Source organism: Pseudomonas sp. RtIB026, assembly GCF_016861355.2.
Lineage (GTDB): Bacteria > Pseudomonadota > Gammaproteobacteria > Pseudomonadales > Pseudomonadaceae > Aquipseudomonas > Aquipseudomonas peradeniyensis.
Window position 1 is genome coordinate 4,669,707 of sequence record NZ_AP023348.2, and the last position, 19,575, is coordinate 4,689,281.

The following is a 19,575-nucleotide window of genomic DNA, read 5'->3' on the forward strand; positions in this document are numbered from 1 at the left end:
CAGGAGGCCGAACGCAGGCCTTGCGGAGGGAGGTGACGGGCATGGATGCCCGTCAAGCGCTGGGGCCCAGGATGGGCCCTGCAGCGCGGTCCTCCCGGGAGCAAGGCCGGAGTGAGGGGACCCGGAGCGAAGCGGAGGGCCGGATGAATGGAGCGAGGATTTTTTGGTTCCTTTTTGATCCTTCAAAAAGGAACTCGCCGTAAGGGCGAAAAGGTGACTATGCGTCGACATCACAAATGAATGCACTTACAACTATTAAAACCAGCACTAGCCGACTTTGACTTTGACTTTGACTTTGACTTTGACTTTGACTTTGACTTTGACTTTTAGAGCATGAGTTTTGAAAGTTATATGCGCATTCATTTGCGATGGTGACGCAAAGTCACCTTTCCGCCCTTACGGCGGGTCCCTTTTTGAAGGATCAAAAAGGAACCAAAAAATCCTCGCTCCATTCATCCGGCCCCTACGCTTCGCTCCGGGGTCCCCTCGCTCCGTTCTTGCTCCCGGGAGGACCGCGCTGAACGCCCCATCCTGGGGCGCAGCGCTTGACGGGCATCCATGCCCGTCACCTCCCTGCGCAAGAACTCCGCTCGGCCTCCTGAAGTCGCAATTGGCGGCGCCTGAACTATTGCGCACTTAGAAGCAACAGCAAGATCAAGATCAAGATCAAGATCAAGATCAAGAAATGCGAAGTGGTAGTTAGCCGGCTGGCTATGAATTGACTGGATGAAGCCTATCGTGTGCAAGCCCGCTTCCACAAGTTATGTATAACTTCTTGCAGGAACGGGCTTGCTCGAAATCAAAACAGAATTCAACGCGCTGGCGCGAGCTTACCCTTGTCATCGGAGAAGACGATCTCGACCCGACGATTCTGCGCCCTGCCCCGCTCCGAAGCATTGGCCTCAACCGGGTACTGGTCACCATAACCCTCGACCTGGATCCGCTTCTCGTCCACCCCCAGATCAACCAGCATATCGGCCACCGACTGCGCACGATCACGGGACAGTTTCAGGTTCTCCTCCGCCGCACCGGTGCTATCGGTATAACCCTCGATCCGCACCACGCGCCGTGGATTGAGCTGAAGGAACTGCACCAGCTTCAATACAGTACGGCTGGCCGAGTTCTTCAGATCAGCCTGGCCGGTATCGAACAGCACATCGCCCAGGGTCATGACCAGACCGCGATCGGTCTGCTCCGACGCCAGCGCGACAATCTGCGCTTCGACGAACTTGCCCTGCTGCTGGACGCTGGCCAGCTTGGCCTCGCGCAGCGCCAACTGCAGGCGCTGGCGCTCCAGGTCGAGCTTGGCCAGGCGCTCCTGGTTCAACGCCAGCTTGGCATGCTCGCTGGCAATCTCGCTGTAGCGCTGACTCAGGTAGGCGTAATGACGAACATCGCTGCCGGTGCCGACATAGCCCGCCAGGCGCTCCGCGCGCGCCAACGACTCGCCGGCGCGGATCACATCGCGAGGCGCGCTACGCAGCACGTCGGAATCGTCCTTGACCTTCTGGAACGCAGCACTGGCATCGTCCAGTGCCGACTCGCTGCGCTGGCTGGCGCAGCCCTGCAGACCGACCAGGGCCAGCAAGGCCAGGGCCGCCATGGGCTTGAGAGACTTCATGGCTGCACCTCCAGTTGCTTACGCAGGCGCTTGATCCGCGACTGCATCGCCTGCAGCTGCTCCTCGCTCTTCTGGTTCAGCACCCGCGCCTCGGCCAGGCGCGCATCGAGCTCGGCCTGCTCGGCGCGCATGCGCGCATCGCGGTGGCTTTCGCCGAGCATGTTGCTCTTGGCCCGGGCCAGCTTGTCTTCGGCCAACTTGAACTCCGGCACCTGCTCATTGGCGCCGACCGCCTTGGCCTGCTCCAAGGCCTGTTCCGACAGGCGCAGCTGTTCATTGGGTGCCGGGTCGTTGGCACAGCCGACCAGGCCGAGCACGGCCAGGGCAAGCATCAAGGGTTGGATTCTCACTCACGCTTCCTACTGTTTGGGGGCACCCTGCGACGCCTGCATCTGCGCCTTCCAACGCTCGACATTGCGCTGCAGCACAGCTTCGCTCGCCCCGGAGATCGGCAATTCTGTCAGTTTTTTCGCCAGTTGTCCGCGCAACCAGCTGTCGTTGCACGCCGAGTTGTGCGAGACCGCCAGGTACAGCCCCGGACGATCCACCGGCAAACCCCGGGCGATGAGGTCATTGCCCACGCCCAGGCTCTGCGCCATGGCCATGCCCGAGTAGCGCCCAGCCAGCACATAGTCGACCTGGCCGAGCACCAGTTTCTGGAAGGCCTGCGTCAGGTTCTGCGCCGGCTCCAGCTTGAGCTGGGTCCTGGCAAAGGCATCGAAGGCCGGGGTCAGGCGGGCCTTCTCGGACAGGGCGCCGCGGTACTGGGCAAGGTCAGCCGGGCCATCGAACACCAGGGTGGCGTCATGGCGGGTCCAGACCAGGTATTCGTTGAGCTGCAAGGCCGGATGGATGTAATCCAGACTGGTCAGCTGGGTGACCTGCATCGGCGTGTCGAGCAACAGGTCCATGCGCCCGCTGCGCACCTCCTCCAGAGCCTGCTCGCGCTTGCCGGCGTGCAGCACCTCGACCTTCACCCCAAGCTCGGCAGCCACCTGGCGCAGCAGGTCGACATTGGCGCCGATCAGGTGTTTCGGGTCTTGCGGATCCTGCCAGGAGTACGGCGGCGCATCCGGGCTGCCGGTGGCCACCAGACGCTCGCACTTGCCCACCGCCAGGGCCTGCGTCGACAGCAGCGCCAGCACGCAGGCCAGCCCCCCCTTGCTCCAGCGAAACGCCATGCAACCTCTCCCCGCCCCTGAAAAAATCCATGAAAAAACCCGGACCGCCAAGGGCGGGCCGGGTTCTTTATAAGTGAAGCAGGCGGATCAGACCAGCTTTTCCAGCTCCGGAACCGCTTCGAACAGATCGGCGACCAGGCCGTAGTCGGCGACCTGGAAGATCGGCGCCTCCTCGTCCTTGTTGATCGCGACGATCACTTTCGAGTCCTTCATGCCGGCCAGGTGCTGGATCGCGCCGGAGATACCGACGGCGATGTACAGCTGTGGCGCGACGATCTTGCCGGTCTGGCCGACCTGCATGTCGTTCGGCACGAAGCCTGCGTCGACCGCGGCGCGCGAGGCGCCGACGGCGGCGCCGAGCTTGTCGGCCAGGGCGTACAGGTGCTTGAAGTTGTCACCGTTGCCCATGCCGCGACCACCGGAAACGACGATCTTGGCGGCGGTCAGCTCAGGACGGTCGGACTTGGCCAGCTCTTCGCCAACGAAGGCCGACTTGCCGGCGTCGTGGGCGGCAGCGACGGCTTCGACAGCGGCCGAACCACCTTCGGCGGCCACGGCGTCGAAGCCGGTGGTACGCACGGTGATGACCTTGACCGCAGCGCTCGATTGCACGGTGGCAATGGCGTTACCGGCATAGATCGGACGCTTGAAAGTGTCGGCGGATTCAACGGCGATGATCTCGGAGATCTGGTCGACGTCCAGCAGCGCGGCAACGCGCGGCAGGATGTTCTTGCCATTGGTGGTGGCCGGGGCCAGCACGTGGCTGTAACCCTTGGCCAGCTCGACCAGCAGCGGCGCGACGTTTTCCGGCAGGGCATGGGCGTAGGCGGCGTTATCGGCGACCAGCACCTTGGCCACGCCGGCGATCTTGGCGACGGACTCGGCGACGCCACCGACGTTCTGGCCGGCGACCAGCACGTGGATATCACCACCGATCTTGGCGGCAGCGGCGACAGTGTTCAGGGTGGCCGGGGCTACGGCACCGTTCTCGTGTTCAGCGACAACCAGGATAGTCATTTAGATTACCTTCGCTTCGTTCTTCAGCTTCTCGACCAGTTCGGCCACCGACTTGACCTTGATACCGGCGCTGCGGGCGGCAGGCGCTTCGACCTTGAGGGTCTTGTTGGTGGAGGCGATGGACACGCCCAGCGCGTCTGGAGTGATGGTCTCCAGCGGCTTCTTCTTGGCCTTCATGATGTTCGGCAGCGACGCGTAGCGCGGCTCGTTCAGGCGCAGGTCGGTGGTGACGATGGCTGGCAGATTCAGCGCAACGGTCTGCAGGCCGCCATCGATTTCACGGGTGACGTTGACCTTGTCGCCGGCGACTTCGACCTTGGAGGCGAAGGTGCCCTGGGCGAAGCCGGTCAGCGCGGCCAGCATCTGGCCGGTCTGGTTGTTGTCGCTGTCGATGGCCTGCTTGCCGAGGATGACCAGCTGCGGCTGCTCCTTGTCGACAACGGCTTTCAGCGCCTTGGCCACGGCCAGGGAGTTCAGTTCGTCAGCGGCCTCGACCAGGATGGCACGGTCGGCGCCCAGGGCCAGGGCGGTACGCAGTTGCTCCTGGGCGGCGGTCGGGCCGATGGAGACAACGACGATTTCGCTCGCCACGCCCTTCTCTTTCAGGCGGACGGCTTCTTCCACGGCGATTTCGCAGAAGGGGTTCATGGACATCTTGACGTTTGCAAGGTCGACGCCGGAGTTGTCCGCCTTGACGCGAACCTTGACGTTGTAGTCGACCACTCGTTTGACAGCTACAAGAACCTTCATGGATTCCTCGTTACTCTCCGGTGAAAAGAAGATCGCCTGGGGACTGCCCGGCGAATGCGCGTGGGTACAAGGGCACCTCTAAAAACGTTCCGACGCCGACAAAGTTCAGTTGACCAATCAGTCTTGTTGCGACCTTCAGGGACAAAACCCGCGGGTCATTTTCTGTCGTGGCGTGTAGACTCCACTACAAAACCTGATTCGGCCCGTAAACCCTGCTCCACGCCTGGTCTTTAGGGGTGCACCTGCGCCCGACGGTCAGCCTACGGCGAACGCGAAAGCGCTCGTATCTTGACCGTAACACCCAATCCGGTCAATACGGCAAATTGGCCAGCCTCCAGCCGCCTACCTGCGATTCTACGGGCCTCCGGCAAATTCAAACAAACGTTTGTATTGGACCCGCCAAGTGGTGTAGATATAATGCGCGGCCAAGACAAAACGGTGTAGTCCATCACCTGCGAAGCTACAGCCTCTGCACGCCGCACGTGACCGTGAACACCCATAAAAGACAAGCAACGCGATGAGCCTTGAGTAGGAGAGAACCTGTGGAACGCGAATACATGGAATTCGACGTGGTCATCGTCGGCGCAGGCCCGGCGGGCCTGTCCGCCGCCTGCCGCCTGAAGCAGAAGGCCGCCGAAGCCGGTAGCGAGATCAGCGTCTGCGTGGTCGAGAAAGGCTCCGAAGTCGGCGCCCACATCCTCTCCGGCGCGGTGTTCGAACCACGCGCCCTGAACGAACTGTTCCCCGACTGGAAAGAACTCGGCGCGCCGCTGAACACCGAAGTGAAGCGCGACGACATCTATGTGCTGAAAAGTGCCGACAGCTCGACCAAGGTCCCCGACCTGTTCGTGCCCAAGACCATGCACAACCACGGCAACTACATCATCTCCCTGGGCAACCTGTGCCGCTGGCTGGCCCAGCAGGCCGAGAACCTGGGCGTCGAGATCTACCCGGGCTTCGCCGCGCAAGAGGCACTGTTCGATGAAAACGGCGTGGTGCGTGGCATCGTCACCGGCGACCTGGGTGTCGACCGCGAAGGCCAGCCAAAAGAAGGCCTGTACACCCCGGGCATGGAGCTGCGCGCCAAGTACACCCTGTTCGCCGAAGGCTGCCGTGGCCATATCGGCAAGCAGCTGATCAAGCGCTTCGACCTGGACAACGAGTCCGACGTCCAGCACTACGGCATCGGTCTCAAGGAAATCTGGGAAATCGACCCGGCCAAGCACGAGCAGGGCCTGGTGGTGCATACCGCCGGCTGGCCGCTGGACGTGATGAGCGCCGAGAACACCGGCGGCTCCTTCCTTTATCACCTGGAAAACAACCAGGTGGTGGTCGGCCTGATCGTCGACCTGTCCTACTCCAACGCGTACCTGTCACCGTTCGACGAGTTCCAGCGCCTGAAGCACCACCCGGTGATGGCCCAGTACCTCGAAGGCGGCAAGCGCATCAGCTACGGCGCCCGCGCCATCTGCAAGGGCGGCCTGAACTCGCTGCCGAAGATGGTCTTCAATGGCGGCGCGCTGATCGGCTGCGACCTGGGCACCCTGAACTTCTCCAAGATCAAGGGCAGCCACACCGCGATGAAGTCCGGCATGCTCGCCGCCGAAGCCGTGGCCGACGCATTGATCGCCGGCAGCGAAGGCGGTGACCAGCTCAACGGCTATGTCAGCGCCTTCAAGGCCAGCTGGCTGCATGAAGAGCTGTTCGCCAGCCGCAACTTCGGCCCGGCGCTGCACAAGTTCGGCCCGTTGCTCGGTGGTGCGTTCAACTACATCGACCAGAACTGGTTCGGCGGCAAGCTGCCGTTCACCCTGCATGACACCAAGCCGGACTACGCCTGCCTCAAGCTCGCGGCGGACTCGCAGAAGATCGACTACCCGAAACCGGACGGCAAGCTCAGCTTCGACAAGCTCAGCTCGGTATTCCTCTCCAGCACCAACCATGAAGAGGAACAACCCTGCCACCTGAAGCTGACCGACCCGAACATCCCGATCGCCAGCAACCTGCCGCTGTACGACGAACCAGCACAGCGCTACTGCCCGGCCGGCGTGTACGAAGTGGTCACCCAGGAAGACGGCAACAAGCGCTTCCAGATCAACGCGCAGAACTGCGTGCACTGCAAGACCTGCGACATCAAGGATCCGGCCCAGAACATCACCTGGGTCACCCCCGAAGGCGCCGGCGGGCCGAACTACCCGAACATGTAAGCCCTGCCCTGGCGGCAAGCAAAAGCCCCCTGGTCGTGAGACCCGGGGGCTTTTTCATGGTCGCTATCCCTTGTACGAAACCACGGTGTGCGTGGTGTCCAGCCCCAGTTGTTCGAGCCGTTCCAGGACATGCCCCAGGCACTGCCCGCCATCGGGCTTGTAGTGTCCGGAGGCATCATTGACCAGACCAAGGATGTCGCTCACCGCATTGCTGGTGGTCTTGCGGTCGATGCGCATTTCTCCGGCGCACACCACCGGCTGGCCACCGCCAAGCTGGCTGTGCCGGGTATAGCGCGTACGGTCCAGGGACTGGTCCCAGAATTTGACCAGAATGCTTTTTTGCGGGGTATAGACCCAGGTGTAGGCATCCTGGGCAGTATTGGGGCGCAGATAGGTCAGTCTGCCGCTCTTGAGCTCATACGCCAGTATCTGGCCGCGCTCCTCGCCGATCAGCTGGCAGACGCCATCGAGGGTTTCAGGCTGATAGCTGCGCCATTTCAGCACGTCGATCAGCCATTGCTGCAACTGCACCGGGTAGGTGTAGCCGGCAAAGTCCAGGGGCGCCGAGATATCGGCCTTGCGCCAGTCCAGCCAGTTCACCCGGCCTTGCCATGCCACGCCGTCCCTGGCCTCGATCCAGCGGTTGTCACTCCCTACCACGCGGTTGTTCAGTTGGTCATTGACCTTCAGGTCCAGCGACTGCATCTTCCAGGCCGGACCGTACCCCCCGGCACTGGCCTGGTAGATCTCGACCGAGCGCAGCTCATCGGCATAGATCACGCTGCGCTGGAACATCTTGGCCAGGTCGACCTCGACCTTGAAGTGCGCCCCACGCTCGAAGTTGCCGGCCAACGGCTGGCGGTGCTCGCTGCCATTGATCGAGAACGAAAGGGTATCGCCTGTTCCGGCACTGTAGTCGGCAGAGACAGCGAGGCACACGCTCAGTTTGTCTACGACCATGCTCGGCGCCTGCCCCCGGCGGGGGAGCTGGGGCAGTTGCACCCGCCAGGCGTCGGAAGGCAGCACCTCGCTTCGTCGCTGCAGCCAGACCTCACCCGAAATCGGAGCACTGCACAAGGTACGGGTGCCATCGCCATAGAGAAGCTCACCCTTGGAAGACAGCCGCCAGCGATCTCCCGAGGCTGCGCTCGCCTTGCCGCAGATCCCGAGCCCCAAGGCCTGCCCGGTGGTGACATTGACCAGTTGCCCGTCCCTGTAGAGCCATTGCATGGCCTTGGGATCCGGGTTCACGGCGAGGCACACGCCCTCCTCGTCCGCCATCAGGTAATCACGACCATTGGTAAGCATGAACGGGATACCGCTGGGTAGGCCGTTCACGGGGTCCCCGGCACCACCACTGCCATCCAGTGCCTTCAGCTGGATGAATTCGACCGTTTGCTGGCGCTGCGCACTGTCGGTCAACAGTACGGCATGGCTGTTGGCGGCCAGCTGGATACGGCTGATATGGCGAAAGTCATGCAGCGGGTGTACGCCGGTCAATTGCTTGCCATCACCGTAGACCACCACCCAGGCCTGGTCGTGGTGGTGACGGGACTCCAGCACGCAGGCCAGGCTACGGCCCCAGCGGATAACCGGAGTCCTGGCCTGATCATCCGGTTTCGTGCTGGCGGGATTGGCAGCCGAAAAGCTCATCTGTGGCGGAAACGCAGGCAGCTGGGCCCGCGTCATCCAGGTGATGTTGAAACTGGACATGCATATTTCTCCTGACTGTATGAACGGAAGGGTCCGTCAACGATCAGTCGAAATTACGTGCACAACCTCGAAGGCGCTGTAGGGGTGCAGAGCTGCCGACGCTCAAAATCCCTACCCTGCCTGTAGGACCTGTTGACTGCCTGGACGCATCAGGCAGTCCTGACTTCCTCGAACAGTTCCGGATGACGATCCAGGAGCTTGAACAGCTTGATCAGTGCGACCGGTGGTTGGGTCTTGCCGTTCTCGTAACGGGAAAAGGCATTGACCCCGCCGCCAAAGATTTCGCCCGCCTCACGCTGATCGAGGTCGAATTTGCGCCGAACGCTGGCAATGAAGGCAGGGTCGACAGCGGCGGCATTGACCTGTCGCTTGAAGGCCAGCATCAGATCACCGAGGCGCTCAGCTTCAGCCATGCTCAGCACCGCCTCGCCGCAAACAGGGCAATAATCGCCGAAGACATCACGGATCACCGTCGAATGGCCATTGTATCGATAAGGCATGTCCTGAGCCTGGGCGACCAGCTCAGCACCACCACACACGGGACACTTCATTTCAACGCTCCTTGAATGACACGATCAGCACGTCATCGACCACCGTCAGCTTGATGTAGAGATCGCCAAAGACGGTTCGGGGACGATAGACATCCTGCCAGATCCGATGATCGTGATAGGTCGTCATGCTTTTGTAGAAATCGTGTGCCGACAAGCCTCGAACGACTTCAAGCATCTGGCGAGGGCTCAGCCCGAGCGCATCACAGTCCTGGATAGCTGTCCGGGTGGGCCTGACCCGGCCCTGGCTCATCAACATTCGCACCCTTTCCAGCGGGCAGTGCGGCGTTCTCTTTTCCATGAGAAATTAACCTTTAAGGTTATTCTTGGCCAATAGGTTATTTTAATAACCCCCACCCGGAAGTCTGCCTCACTGCCCAGCAGTCATTACCGCCTCATTTGTCACCGCACATGAGCGCCAGCGGCTGCGCAGCGAACTCCAACGGCTCGCGGCGTCCGAAATAGAGCGCCGTCAGCAATCCGACCATGCCCATGACCAGACAAAAACCGACACACACCCATGGGCTCCAGGGCATCAGGGCAATCAGCGCCAGCGGCGTGGTGCTGGCCCACAGGGCGTAGGCGACGTTGTAGGTGAAGGAGATGCCCGACACCCGGATCTCGGCCGGGAACAGCCCGACCATCACCGACGGCACCACCCCTACCACGCCACAGGACAGGCCAGCCAATGCATAGGCCGCCCAGAGCTGCCCCCACTGGCCCACCAGGCTGGCGTACAAGGCGCCGATGCCCAACGGCAGCAGCAGGCAGTAGAGCATCAGCGCCCGCCAGGCACCGATACGGTCCACCAGCAAGCCGGCCAGCACGCAGCCAATATTGAGGAAGACGATACCCACGCTGCTCAGGGCGAAGGTGTGCCCGGCTGTCATGCCGAACCGCTGTTGCATCACGGTCGGGGTAATCACCACCAGCACCACTACCGCCGAGGTCAGCACACAGGTCAGCAGCGCCGCTGGAATCAAGGCCCGTCGATGAGTGCCCAGCACCCGTCGCAGGGGGAAGGCCACCGGTTGCTCCTGCTGCGCCCGCAGGGCCAGGAACACCGGGGTTTCACTCAGCCAGCGACGCAGCCAGACACCGATCACGCCAAACACGCCGCCAAGCAGGAAAGGATAGCGCCAGGCGTAATCGAGGATCTCCTGGGGCGTGAACAGCTGCGCCAGCAAGGTCGCGGTCAGCGCACCGAGCAGGTAGCCGAAGGTCAGCCCGGCCTGCAGGAAGCCCAGCGCATAACCGCGACGACCTGACGGCGCATGTTCGGCGACGAAGGTCCAGGCGCTGGGTACCTCACCGCCAACCGCCGCACCCTGCAGGATGCGCAGGGCCAGCAGGATCAGCGGCGCGGCGTAGCCAATGTCGGCGTAGGTCGGCATCACCCCGATCAGCAGGCACGGCAGCGCCATCATCAGGATGCTCAGGCTGAACACCCGCTTGCGCCCCAGGTGGTCGGCGAAATGGGCCATGAGGATGCCACCCAGCGGCCTGGCCAGGTAGCCGGTGACGAAGATCCCGAAGCTCTGCAGCAGGCGCAGCCACTCCGGCATTTCAGGCGGGAAGAACAGCTGGCTGAGGGTCAGCGCGAAGAACACGAAGATGATGAAATCGTAGATTTCCAGGGCGCCACCCAGCGCGGCCAGCCCCAGGGTCCGGTGATCGCGACGGCTGAACCGTGGCGGACGGGTGGTATCGATGGCAGTCATGGCAGCTTCCGCAACGAGGCAAAAGGCCAGAGGATAGCAAATCCACCCCCTGCTCAGGGGTTACGACAGAACACCGTCTGCGCGAGGTTGGTGCGCCGCCGGGCATGGTTCGACGCCCCCGCCAGCCCCGGCGGCAGCGGCAACTGCCCGACCAGCACCGGCATATCGATGATTGCCATGAAGGATTCCAGTGCCTCGCTGTCGGGGGCATGGGGCAGGCTGATGCTGACGGCGTGGCGATCGTTGGGCGGTACAGCGGGCACTTTCAGGTGTGGCGAGTGGTACAGCAGCGCGTGCTGGATCTGCGAGCTGACCCGGCAAAAACGCGCCAGGTCGACCCCGGCATGGCTGGCCAGCTCGATGTTGCCCACCAGCAGGTTGAAGGGTTCCAGGGCACTGTGCACCAGACGCTGCAGGTCGTCGAAACTCTCCACCGGGGCGATCCGGTAATAACCCAGGCCATTGAGCATCTTCTCCAGCTGCAGGCGCTGGCCGGGGTGCTCATCGGCGATGAGGATGCGCATGGATTTGTTAGGCATCGTCCGAACCTGGGCAGTTGGGTGGTGACGGTGGCTCCATGACCATACTGCGCCGGCAACGGCAACGTCAGACGGGACGCCTGAGCGGGGGGTCTTTATTGATAGTTGTCGTGAACCCGGGAGAAATCAAGTCGCCAACTCACGGAATTTTCACATTCCACGGACGGCTCGCTCAGGACTCCCACTGGCGCATGCGCACGCGGCAATGCTTCATGGCATTGACAATATGCTTTTCCACCAGGCTGCGGGAAATACCCAGGCGCTCGGCGATCTGCTGATGCGACAGGCCATCGAGCTTGCGCAGCAGGAAGCTGTCGCGGCAAGGCCCGCTCAGTTCGCCCAGGGCTTGCTGCATCAGCGCCAGGCGCTGGTCGAGCTGCATGCTCTGCGTCAGAGCAGGGGTATGCCAGCGCTCATCGCTGTCCAGTACCTCCAGCGGCTCGGCCTGACGCACCAGATGTCGACGATGATGATCGACCACGAGATTCATGGCCGTGCGATAAAGGAAGGCGCGTGGATGCTCGATATGCTCGCCCTCCGTGCGCTCCAACACCCGGATGTAGGCATCATGGGCGACGTCTTCGGCCGCCTGGCGATTACCGAGTCGGGCGGACAGGAAGCTCACCAATTCGCGATAGTAATGTTCCACGACGGCACCTGGCGTCTCCCTGCTCAAGCGTTGGTAGTCAGGGGCAGTGTTCTGGATGATGTCAGCGTGCGATCTTACAAATTATAATTATTCGCAGCAACACGCAGACCACCCCCGCGCTGCGCTAAATCGTCATCAAGATCATTCGTTTAACTGGGACCCCCGAGCGCATGCCCCGTCGCGGCACTCGGCCACTATCTCCGGCTGGAAGCCCGCATGACACGCACATCCAATACCCGCCGCCGAGTGCTGATCGGCGCCTTGGGCCTGGCCGGCCTCGGCAGCCTGGTGGCCTGGCAGGCGCTGCCTCTGGGCGGCGCACCGGTCAGCACCGTGCCAGTGACCCGCGCCGATATCGAGAGCAGCGTCACTGCCCTGGGCACCCTGCAACCACGCCGCTATGTCGATGTCGGCGCCCAGGCCTCGGGGCAGATCCGCAAGCTGCATGTGGAAGCCGGCGACGAGGTGCGTCAGGGCCAACTGCTGGTTGAAATCGATCCGTCAACACAACAAGCCAAGCTCGATGCCGGACGCTTCTCGATCGAGAACCTCAAGGCCCAGCTGGCCGAACAACGGGCGCAGTACCTGCTCGCCCAGCAGCAGTACAAGCGCCAGCAGGATCTGGCCACCACCGGCGCCAGCCGCCAGGAAGACCTGCAAACGGCCGCGGCGCAGTTGAAGGTGACCCAGGCCCGCATCGACATGTACCTGGCGCAGATCCGCCAGGCCCAGGCCAGCCTTCGCAGCGACGAAGCGGAGCTGGGCTACACGCGGATTTATGCGCCCATGAGCGGCACCGTGGTGGCGGTGGACGCCCGCGAGGGCCAGACCCTCAACGCCCAGCAGCAGACACCGTTGATCCTGCGCATCGCCAAGCTGTCGCCGATGACCGTATGGGCCCAGGTGTCCGAAGCCGACATCGGCAAGGTCAAACCGGGCATGACCGCCTACTTCAACACCCTGGCCGGCGGCAAGCGGCGCTGGACCAGCACCGTCCGGCAGATCCTGCCGGTGCCGCCCAAGCCGCTGGACCAATCCAGCCAGGGCGGGGGCAGCCCGGCCAGCGCCACGGCCGGCACCACTGGCACCAAGGTGGTCCAGTACACCGTGCTGCTGGACGTGGACAACCCCGACGGCGCCCTGATGGCGGAGATGACCACCCAGGTGTTTTTCGTCGCCGGCCAGGCCAGCCAGGTGCTCAGCGCGCCCCTGGCCGCGCTCGACGACACCCCTGGCGACGGCGTGCGTCTGGCACAGGTGCTGAACAACAAGGGCCAGATCGAGGCGCGCCAGGTGCGCACCGGCTTGAGTGACCGCCTGCGGGTGCAGATCCTCGAGGGCCTGAACGAAGGTGAGCGCCTGGTCATCGGCCTACCCGCCGCCAGTGGGGGTTGATATGTCCACGCCCCTGATCGAGCTGTGCGACATCCGCAAGGTCTACGGCGGTGTCGATTCGCCCAGGGTCGAGGTGCTGCGCGGCATCAGCCTGAGCATCCACCCCGGAGAATTCGTCGCCATCGTCGGCGCCTCGGGCTCCGGCAAGTCGACCCTGATGAACATCCTCGGCTGCCTCGACCGCCCCACCTCGGGCAGCTACCGCTTTGCCGGTCGGGACGTGGCCGAGCTGGACAGCGACGAGCTGGCCTGGCTGCGCCGCGAAGCCTTCGGCTTCGTGTTCCAGGGCTATCACCTGATCCCCTCCGGCTCGGCCCAGGAGAACGTCGAGATGCCGGCCATCTACGCCGGCACTCAGCCCGCCGAACGCCATGCCCGCGCCCACGCCCTGCTCGAGCGCCTGGGCCTGGCCAGCCGCACCGGCAACCGTCCGCACCAGTTGTCCGGCGGCCAGCAGCAGCGGGTGTCGATCGCCCGCGCGCTGATGAACGGCGGGCACATCATCCTCGCCGACGAGCCCACCGGCGCACTCGACAGCCAAAGCGGCGCCGAGGTGATGACCCTGCTCGACGAACTGGCCAGCCAGGGCCATGTGATCATCCTCATCACCCATGACCGTGAAGTCGCGGCCCGCGCCCAGCGGATCATCGAGGTGCGCGACGGCGAGGTGGTCAGCGATTCGGCCACCCCGTCCTCGGTCGATGCACCGCCCCGACAGCTGCAGGCCGACGACCTGCGCCAGCGCCTGGACTTCGGTGCCACCCAGCGCGGTGCCTGGAAGGGCGAGCTGGTCGAGTCCCTGCAGGCCGCCTGGCGGGTGATGTGGATCAACCGCTTCCGTACCGCCCTTACCCTGCTCGGCATCATCATCGGGGTGGCCTCGGTGGTGGTGATGCTGGCGGTCGGCGAAGGCAGCAAGCGCCAGGTCATGGCGCAGATGGCCGCCTTCGGCTCGAATATCCTCTACCTCAACGGCAAGCACTCCTCCGAGGAACTGATGGGCATCGTCACCCTTGACGATGTCGACGCCATCGGCGAACTGCCGCAGGTCAAGCGCGTCATGCCGGTCATCGGCGACAAGCTCATGGTGCGCCACGGCAACAAGGGCGAGCAGTTCTATGTCGGCGGCAACAACACCGGGTTCCCCGAGATCTTCAACTGGCCGGTGGTCGAAGGCAGCTTCTACAGCGAGGCCGACGAAGCCAACGCCGCCGCCGTGGCCGTGATCGGCCAGAAGGTGCGCGAGAAGATGTTTGGCGTGGGGAGCAACCCGCTCGGCCAGTACCTGCTGATCGGCAACGTGCCGTTCCAGGTGATCGGTGTGCTTCAGGGCAAGGGCGCCAGCTCCGGCAGCGAAGACAGTGACGAGCGCGTGGTGGTGCCCTACTCCGCCGCCTCCATTCGCCTGTTTGGCAGCCGCGATCCGGAGTACGTCACCATCGCCGCCCAGGATTCCAGCCGCGTGAAGGAAACCGAGCAGGCGATCGAACGCCTCATGTTGCAGCGTCACCAGGGCAAGTATGACTTCGTCCTGACCAACGACGCCGCACTGATCCAGGCCGAGGCCCGCACCCAGAACAGCCTGTCGCTGATGCTCGGGGCGATCGCCGCGATCTCGCTGCTGGTCGGCGGCATCGGCGTGATGAACATCATGCTCATGACCGTGCGCGAACGCACCCGCGAGATCGGCATCCGCATGGCCACCGGCGCACGCCAGCGTGACATCCTGCGCCAGTTCCTCACCGAGGCGGTGATGCTGTCGATGGTCGGCGGGGTGACCGGCATTGTCCTGGCCCTGGCCATCGGCGCCAGCCTGCTGCTGGCCGACATCGCCGTGGCCTTCGCCCTGCCCGCCATCCTCGGCGCCTTCGCCTGCGCCGTGATCACCGGCGTGGTGTTCGGTTTCATGCCGGCCCGCAAGGCCGCCCGCCTCGACCCGGTCAAGGCCCTTACCAGCGAATAGTTCATGACGATCCCCAGCCGCATCAGCCTGTTGACCCTGAGCCTTTGCCTGGCCGCCTGCAGCAGCCCGCCGCCCCCGGCGGCGAACATCGACACCCCACCCGCCTGGCAGGGGCCGACCACGGCCCAGCCCCTGCCCGACAGCCAGTGGTGGCGCGCCTTTGCCAGCGCCGAGCTGGACCGTCTGGTCGAGCGCGCCCGCCTGAACAGTCACGACCTGGCGGCGGCCGCCGCGCGGGTGCGCAAAGCGCAGGCCAGCGCGGTGATCGCCGGTGCACCGCTGTTGCCCGAGGTGAAGCTGGGTCTGAACGGCAGCCGCCAGCGCCTGTTGCGCGGCGACGGCAACAGCCAGCTCGACGCCAGCAGCAGCGAACGCACCAGCACCTCGTTCGGCACCCGCCTGAGCGCCAGCTACGAGATCGACTTCTGGGGCGGCCTGCGCGCCACCCGCGACAGCGCCCTGCGCAGCCTCGACGCCAGCCGCTTCGACCGCCAGACCGTGGAACTGACCCTGGTCAGCGCCGTGGCCGACAGCTACCTGCAGGGCCTGGCATTCGACGAGCAACTGCGCATCGCCCGCTTGAACCTGGACAACGCCCGCGATGTGCTGGGCCTGGTCGAAGCCCGCGAACGCTCGGGCTCGGCCACCCGCCTGGAACTGGCCCAGCAGCGCAGCCTGGTAGCCGCCCAGGAGCGCCAGCTGCCGCTGCTCGAACAGCGCCGCCAGGACAATCGCATCGTCCTTGCCACCCTACTGGGCGATCCGGTGCAGGCGCTGCCCGCCACCCGCGAAACCATCGGCAACGTGCAGTGGCCGGCCATCGGCAGCGGCGTGCCCAGCGAACTGCTCGGCCGCCGCCCGGACATCGCCGCCGCCGAGGCCCGCCTGGCGGCGGCCAGCGCCAATATCCAGGTGGCCCGGGCGGCGATGCTGCCGCGCCTGATACTGGGAGCGGACCTGGGCAGTGGCGCCCGGACCTTGCCCAATATCTTCGACAGCCCCTACTACACCCTCACCGCCGGGCTCACCGCGCCGATCTTCAACAACGGTCGGCTGAGTGCCGCCCGGGACGTGGCCAGTGCCGAACAGCAGGAGCTGCTGGAGCTGTACCGCGCCAGCATCCTGGCCGGGTTCTCGGATGTGGAGAAAGCCCTGAATGCCATCGCCGGCGTGGAGCGCCAGCGCCGCTGGCAGGACCAGGAAGTGGAACAGGCGCGCATCGCCTTCGACCTGGCCCAGCAACGCTACGCCGCCGGTGCCGAGACCCTGCTCACCGTACTCGAGACCCAGCGCACACTGTACCTGGCCCAGGACCAGCAGGCGCAGCTGCGCCTGGAGCAGTTGCGCGGGAGCGTGGCGTTGTACAAGGCACTGGGCGGAGGCTGGCAGGCGCCGCAAAACCTGTAGGAGCGGGCTTGCCCCGCGAAAGCGCCAGACCAGACAACGATGCTTTCAGGTCTGGCGCTTTCGCGGGGCAAGCCCGCTCCTACAGGGGCGCTTCAGGAGACAATATTCTTCATTGACAGGTGCCGCGCATACCAAGGCCGTTGCGGCACCTTGCGCAACAGGTTTTCGATCTTGTCGTCGGCGCCGAAGGTGATGCGCAAGGCCAGCTTCATGGTCTCCACATCCATCTCCACCGACTTGCCCAGGCGCATGCCTGGCTGCGTGCTGCAACCATGGGTATCCGGGCCCAGCCACGGATCGTCGACCTCCACCCAGCGCCCCGGGGCGAACCACGGCACGCCATTGACTTCCAGACGTCGCACCTGACCGGGGTGGTGGCGCTCATGGGCGCGGAACCAGTCGTCGATGCGGTCGTCGATCCAACCATGGAAGCCCCAGAACACTGGGTGCACATGGGATGAGAACGGATCACCGAGGAAGTCGTTCTCAGGCTCGAACCAGCGCGCGGCGAAATCCGCCTGGTCGCGGGCGAACGGTACCGGTGCGCCATTGTTGGGGTCGCGCGGCACCGATGCCCAGCACATGTGCAGCCAGTCGTGCAGGTTCATCTCCAGTTCCGAGCCAAAGGCGCCCAGGGTCAGTTTCGACAGGTACACCGGGTCCTGGTACTGCGACTCCCATACCTGGAAATTGCTGCAATAGGTTTCTCCTGCCTTGATCGCCCCGACCCACTGCCCATAGGCGTCATCGCCCGGGGCCTGCCAGCCTGGCGGCACGCAGCAGCCGTCGTGGTTGTCGAAGTAGCGGGCGAAACCTGCCCGATCGAACTCGACGCTCGGCTGCGGCAGCGGGAAGCGCTGCCAGGAAGGCAGGTCCTGCAAGGTGCGCGCATACATCAGCATGTGCCGGTGCATGAACAGGAAATCGACACCGGAGCCATTACGGTGCTTGCGCGGGCCACGGGCGTCGCGCTCACGGTCCCGTGGCCCCGGCTGCCAGCCCAGACCACGCAGGGCATCCTGCTTTTTCTCCGGCAGCTTGTGCCACTTGTCGCGGGTGGCGTGCCAGAGCTGGTGGAACAGGCGATGTTCAGCGCCGATCACCCACTCGCGCATTTCGGGGGTATACGGCAGACGCTCGCGGGCCTCGGGGAACAGCCGCTTGACCGCGACAAAACGGCTGTCAGGCAGCGGCAGGGTCAGTGGCCGGTCCAGGCGCTGCACGCGGCCGCTCAACGTACCGCTGCCGGCGTTGGCAAACTCGGCCCAGACCTCGTCGAGGCTGGCCACGCACTCATAACCCGGCCCGCCGTGCTGGTTGACCAGGCGCCAACGCACCTCGGCGCTGCTGGCACCGACCAGGTCACCGAGCACACGGTAGGCAGGCTCCGCGACGCCACGCAGCCCCTCGCCGGTATCGACATATCCGCGCAGGCCACGGCCCTTGGTGGCAACGTCGAGGAACATCTCGACCCCCTGCACGGGCAGGCCGTCCAGGCCACGCTCGGCACCGTCGAAGCGAATCTCCCAAACGCCGCGCAGCTGGTCCGCCAGGACCTGCCCGGCATAGTCGGCCAGCTCCACGCTGGCTTCGCCGGGCGTGACGATATCGTCTTCAGGGTCGTGGGTCAGTTGCTTGTGCGCGTAATAGGCCGCCGTGCCTGTGGCGCCCGCCACAGCCAGGCCAGCGATGAATCCTCGTCGGGAAATTGTCATTGCGCCTCAATCCGTCTTCGCGTGCCGCGACTTCTATCCAAGCTAGGACGTAGGCGGACCGGGGAAATTTAGCCTTCTAATTAACCAACCGGCGCGCTCGTCTGTTGGGTATCTCCCGCTGACAGAGGCATAGCCATGACCTCCCTGCTCGATCGCCTGACCCAACCGGTCAAGGCCACGCCCTACCGGGTCTTCGACCTCGACCTCAAGGCCATCGAACCCTTGAGTCCTTCGCTGAGCCGCTTCATCTTCACCGGCGAGGACGTGGCGCAGATGACCACCCTGGCCCCCGACCAACGCGTCAAGCTGCTATTCCCGACGCCCGCCGGAGCGCCGCCGAGCCTGCCCAAGCACGAGCAATGGCAACAGGCCCGGCGCGAGCTGGCAGCGCAGGACATGCCACCCATGCGCACCTACACCATTCGCGCCCTGCGCCGCGATGCCCTCGAGGTGGATGTGGACTTCGTCCTGCACGGCGTCAATGGCCCGGCCTCGGCCTGGGCCACCCACGCCCGCCCGGGTGACCGCCTGCAGATGGTCGCCCCCAACCTGGCCTACGCCGAAGACCCCGGCGGCTATGAGTGGAAGCCACCGCACAGTGCCCGGCGCATCCTGCTGATCGGTGATGAAACCGCCCTGCCGGCCATCGCCGGCATCCTCGAGCAGTTGGCCGCGAGCGCGCCGGAACTGCTGGTGGAGGCATTCATCGAAGTGCCGCTGGAGGCCGACTGCCTCGACCTGCGCCACAGCCCGGCCACCCGCCTGCACTGGCTGCCGCGCGACCTGCTGCGCAGCGAGCACGGCCAGGGCATGCAGCACGCCGTGCGCGAGCTGGCCAGCCTGCCGGCGGTGCGCGGTGCGTCGACGGTCGAGCTGGAGGACGTGGATATAGACGAGCGTATCCTGTGGGAACAGGCCAGCGGCGAGCATGGCGACTTCCATGCCTGGATCGCCGGGGAATCGGGGACCGTCATGGATATCCGCCGGCATCTGATCAAGGAACGCGGATTGCCGAGGGAAAGCCTGACGCTGATGGGCTACTGGCGTGCCGGACGCACCTTCGACTAGTACCTGCGTCCTGTAGGAGCGGCCTTGCGCCGCGAAAGGGCCGCGAAGCGGCCCCAGGATTTCAGCGTTAATGCAAAGATC

17 protein-coding genes are annotated in these 19,575 nt (G+C 64.4%); 5 read left to right on the forward strand and 12 right to left on the reverse strand.

Annotated elements, in window-relative coordinates; genetic code table 11:
- Positions 1 to 811 precede the first annotated feature (811 nt).
- The 5 genes from PRtIB026_RS20940 to PRtIB026_RS20960 form a co-directional block, all read right to left on the reverse strand.
- The gene (locus tag PRtIB026_RS20940; protein ID WP_203651805.1) at positions 812 to 1,621 is read right to left on the reverse strand and encodes an OmpA family protein; all 810 of its coding nucleotides are present in this window, start codon (positions 1,619 to 1,621) and stop codon (positions 812 to 814) included.
- A complete protein-coding gene (locus tag PRtIB026_RS20945; protein WP_203651804.1) occupies positions 1,618 to 1,971 on the reverse strand; it encodes a DUF4398 domain-containing protein in 354 nt (117 codons plus the stop codon). Before PRtIB026_RS20945 ends, PRtIB026_RS20940 begins: the two co-directional genes overlap by 4 nt.
- 9 nt (positions 1,972 to 1,980) lie before the next feature.
- Positions 1,981 to 2,802: a substrate-binding periplasmic protein gene (locus PRtIB026_RS20950; RefSeq protein ID WP_232856739.1), complete on the reverse strand. Its 822-nt coding sequence runs from the start codon at positions 2,800 to 2,802 to the stop codon at positions 1,981 to 1,983.
- 87 nt (positions 2,803 to 2,889) lie between these two features.
- Positions 2,890 to 3,819, reverse strand: coding sequence for an electron transfer flavoprotein subunit alpha/FixB family protein (locus PRtIB026_RS20955; protein WP_203651803.1), 930 nt, complete (start codon positions 3,817 to 3,819; stop codon positions 2,890 to 2,892).
- Positions 3,820 to 4,569, reverse strand: a complete 750-nt coding sequence (locus tag PRtIB026_RS20960; RefSeq protein ID WP_028692905.1) for an electron transfer flavoprotein subunit beta/FixA family protein — start codon at positions 4,567 to 4,569, stop codon at positions 3,820 to 3,822. It lies immediately after the preceding gene.
- A gap of 542 nt (positions 4,570 to 5,111) precedes the next feature.
- Between PRtIB026_RS20960 and PRtIB026_RS20965 the strand changes: the two genes are divergently transcribed.
- Complete coding sequence (locus PRtIB026_RS20965) at positions 5,112 to 6,776, forward strand: electron transfer flavoprotein-ubiquinone oxidoreductase (RefSeq protein WP_203651802.1); 1,665 nt, start codon at positions 5,112 to 5,114, stop codon at positions 6,774 to 6,776.
- Positions 6,777 to 6,839: 63 nt separating this feature from the next.
- On the opposite strand, the gene PRtIB026_RS20970 is transcribed toward PRtIB026_RS20965, so the two are convergent.
- From PRtIB026_RS20970 to PRtIB026_RS20995, 6 genes are all read right to left on the reverse strand, one after another.
- Positions 6,840 to 8,489: a hypothetical protein gene (locus PRtIB026_RS20970; RefSeq protein ID WP_203651801.1), complete on the reverse strand. Its 1,650-nt coding sequence runs from the start codon at positions 8,487 to 8,489 to the stop codon at positions 6,840 to 6,842.
- A gap of 149 nt (positions 8,490 to 8,638) precedes the next feature.
- Entirely contained in the window at positions 8,639 to 9,040 is a 402-nt protein-coding gene (locus PRtIB026_RS20975) for a type II toxin-antitoxin system MqsA family antitoxin (protein WP_203651800.1), read from the reverse strand.
- Position 9,041: 1 nt separating this feature from the next.
- Entirely contained in the window at positions 9,042 to 9,338 is a 297-nt protein-coding gene (locus tag PRtIB026_RS20980; protein ID WP_203651799.1) for a type II toxin-antitoxin system MqsR family toxin, read from the reverse strand.
- Positions 9,339 to 9,432: 94 nt separating this feature from the next.
- A complete protein-coding gene (locus PRtIB026_RS20985; protein WP_232856743.1) occupies positions 9,433 to 10,758 on the reverse strand; it encodes an MFS transporter in 1,326 nt (441 codons plus the stop codon).
- A gap of 53 nt (positions 10,759 to 10,811) precedes the next feature.
- Positions 10,812 to 11,297: a histidine kinase gene (locus PRtIB026_RS20990; RefSeq protein WP_232856744.1), complete on the reverse strand. Its 486-nt coding sequence runs from the start codon at positions 11,295 to 11,297 to the stop codon at positions 10,812 to 10,814.
- A 172-nt stretch (positions 11,298 to 11,469) separates the two neighbouring features.
- A complete protein-coding gene (locus PRtIB026_RS20995; RefSeq protein ID WP_186732870.1) occupies positions 11,470 to 11,946 on the reverse strand; it encodes a sigma-70 family RNA polymerase sigma factor in 477 nt (158 codons plus the stop codon).
- A 216-nt stretch (positions 11,947 to 12,162) separates the two neighbouring features.
- Here PRtIB026_RS20995 and PRtIB026_RS21000 point away from each other — a divergent pair, with 216 nt between their 5' ends.
- The 3 genes from PRtIB026_RS21000 to PRtIB026_RS21010 are packed head-to-tail and all read left to right on the forward strand — an operon-like array spanning position 12,163 to position 16,711.
- The gene (locus tag PRtIB026_RS21000) at positions 12,163 to 13,341 is read left to right on the forward strand and encodes an efflux RND transporter periplasmic adaptor subunit (RefSeq protein WP_203651797.1); all 1,179 of its coding nucleotides are present in this window, start codon (positions 12,163 to 12,165) and stop codon (positions 13,339 to 13,341) included.
- 1 nt (position 13,342) lies between these two features.
- On the forward strand, positions 13,343 to 15,304 hold the full coding sequence (locus PRtIB026_RS21005) for a MacB family efflux pump subunit (RefSeq protein ID WP_203651795.1): 1,962 nt from the start codon (positions 13,343 to 13,345) through the stop codon (positions 15,302 to 15,304).
- A 3-nt stretch (positions 15,305 to 15,307) separates the two neighbouring features.
- Positions 15,308 to 16,711: an efflux transporter outer membrane subunit gene (locus PRtIB026_RS21010; RefSeq protein ID WP_267812852.1), complete on the forward strand. Its 1,404-nt coding sequence runs from the start codon at positions 15,308 to 15,310 to the stop codon at positions 16,709 to 16,711.
- A gap of 92 nt (positions 16,712 to 16,803) precedes the next feature.
- Here PRtIB026_RS21010 and PRtIB026_RS21015 read toward each other — a convergent pair whose 3' ends face one another.
- Positions 16,804 to 18,426: a twin-arginine translocation signal domain-containing protein gene (locus PRtIB026_RS21015; RefSeq protein WP_203651793.1), complete on the reverse strand. Its 1,623-nt coding sequence runs from the start codon at positions 18,424 to 18,426 to the stop codon at positions 16,804 to 16,806.
- Positions 18,427 to 18,561: 135 nt separating this feature from the next.
- Here PRtIB026_RS21015 and PRtIB026_RS21020 point away from each other — a divergent pair, with 135 nt between their 5' ends.
- On the forward strand, positions 18,562 to 19,494 hold the full coding sequence (locus tag PRtIB026_RS21020) for a siderophore-interacting protein (RefSeq protein WP_267812853.1): 933 nt from the start codon (positions 18,562 to 18,564) through the stop codon (positions 19,492 to 19,494).
- The last annotated feature ends 81 nt before the right edge of the window (positions 19,495 to 19,575 follow it).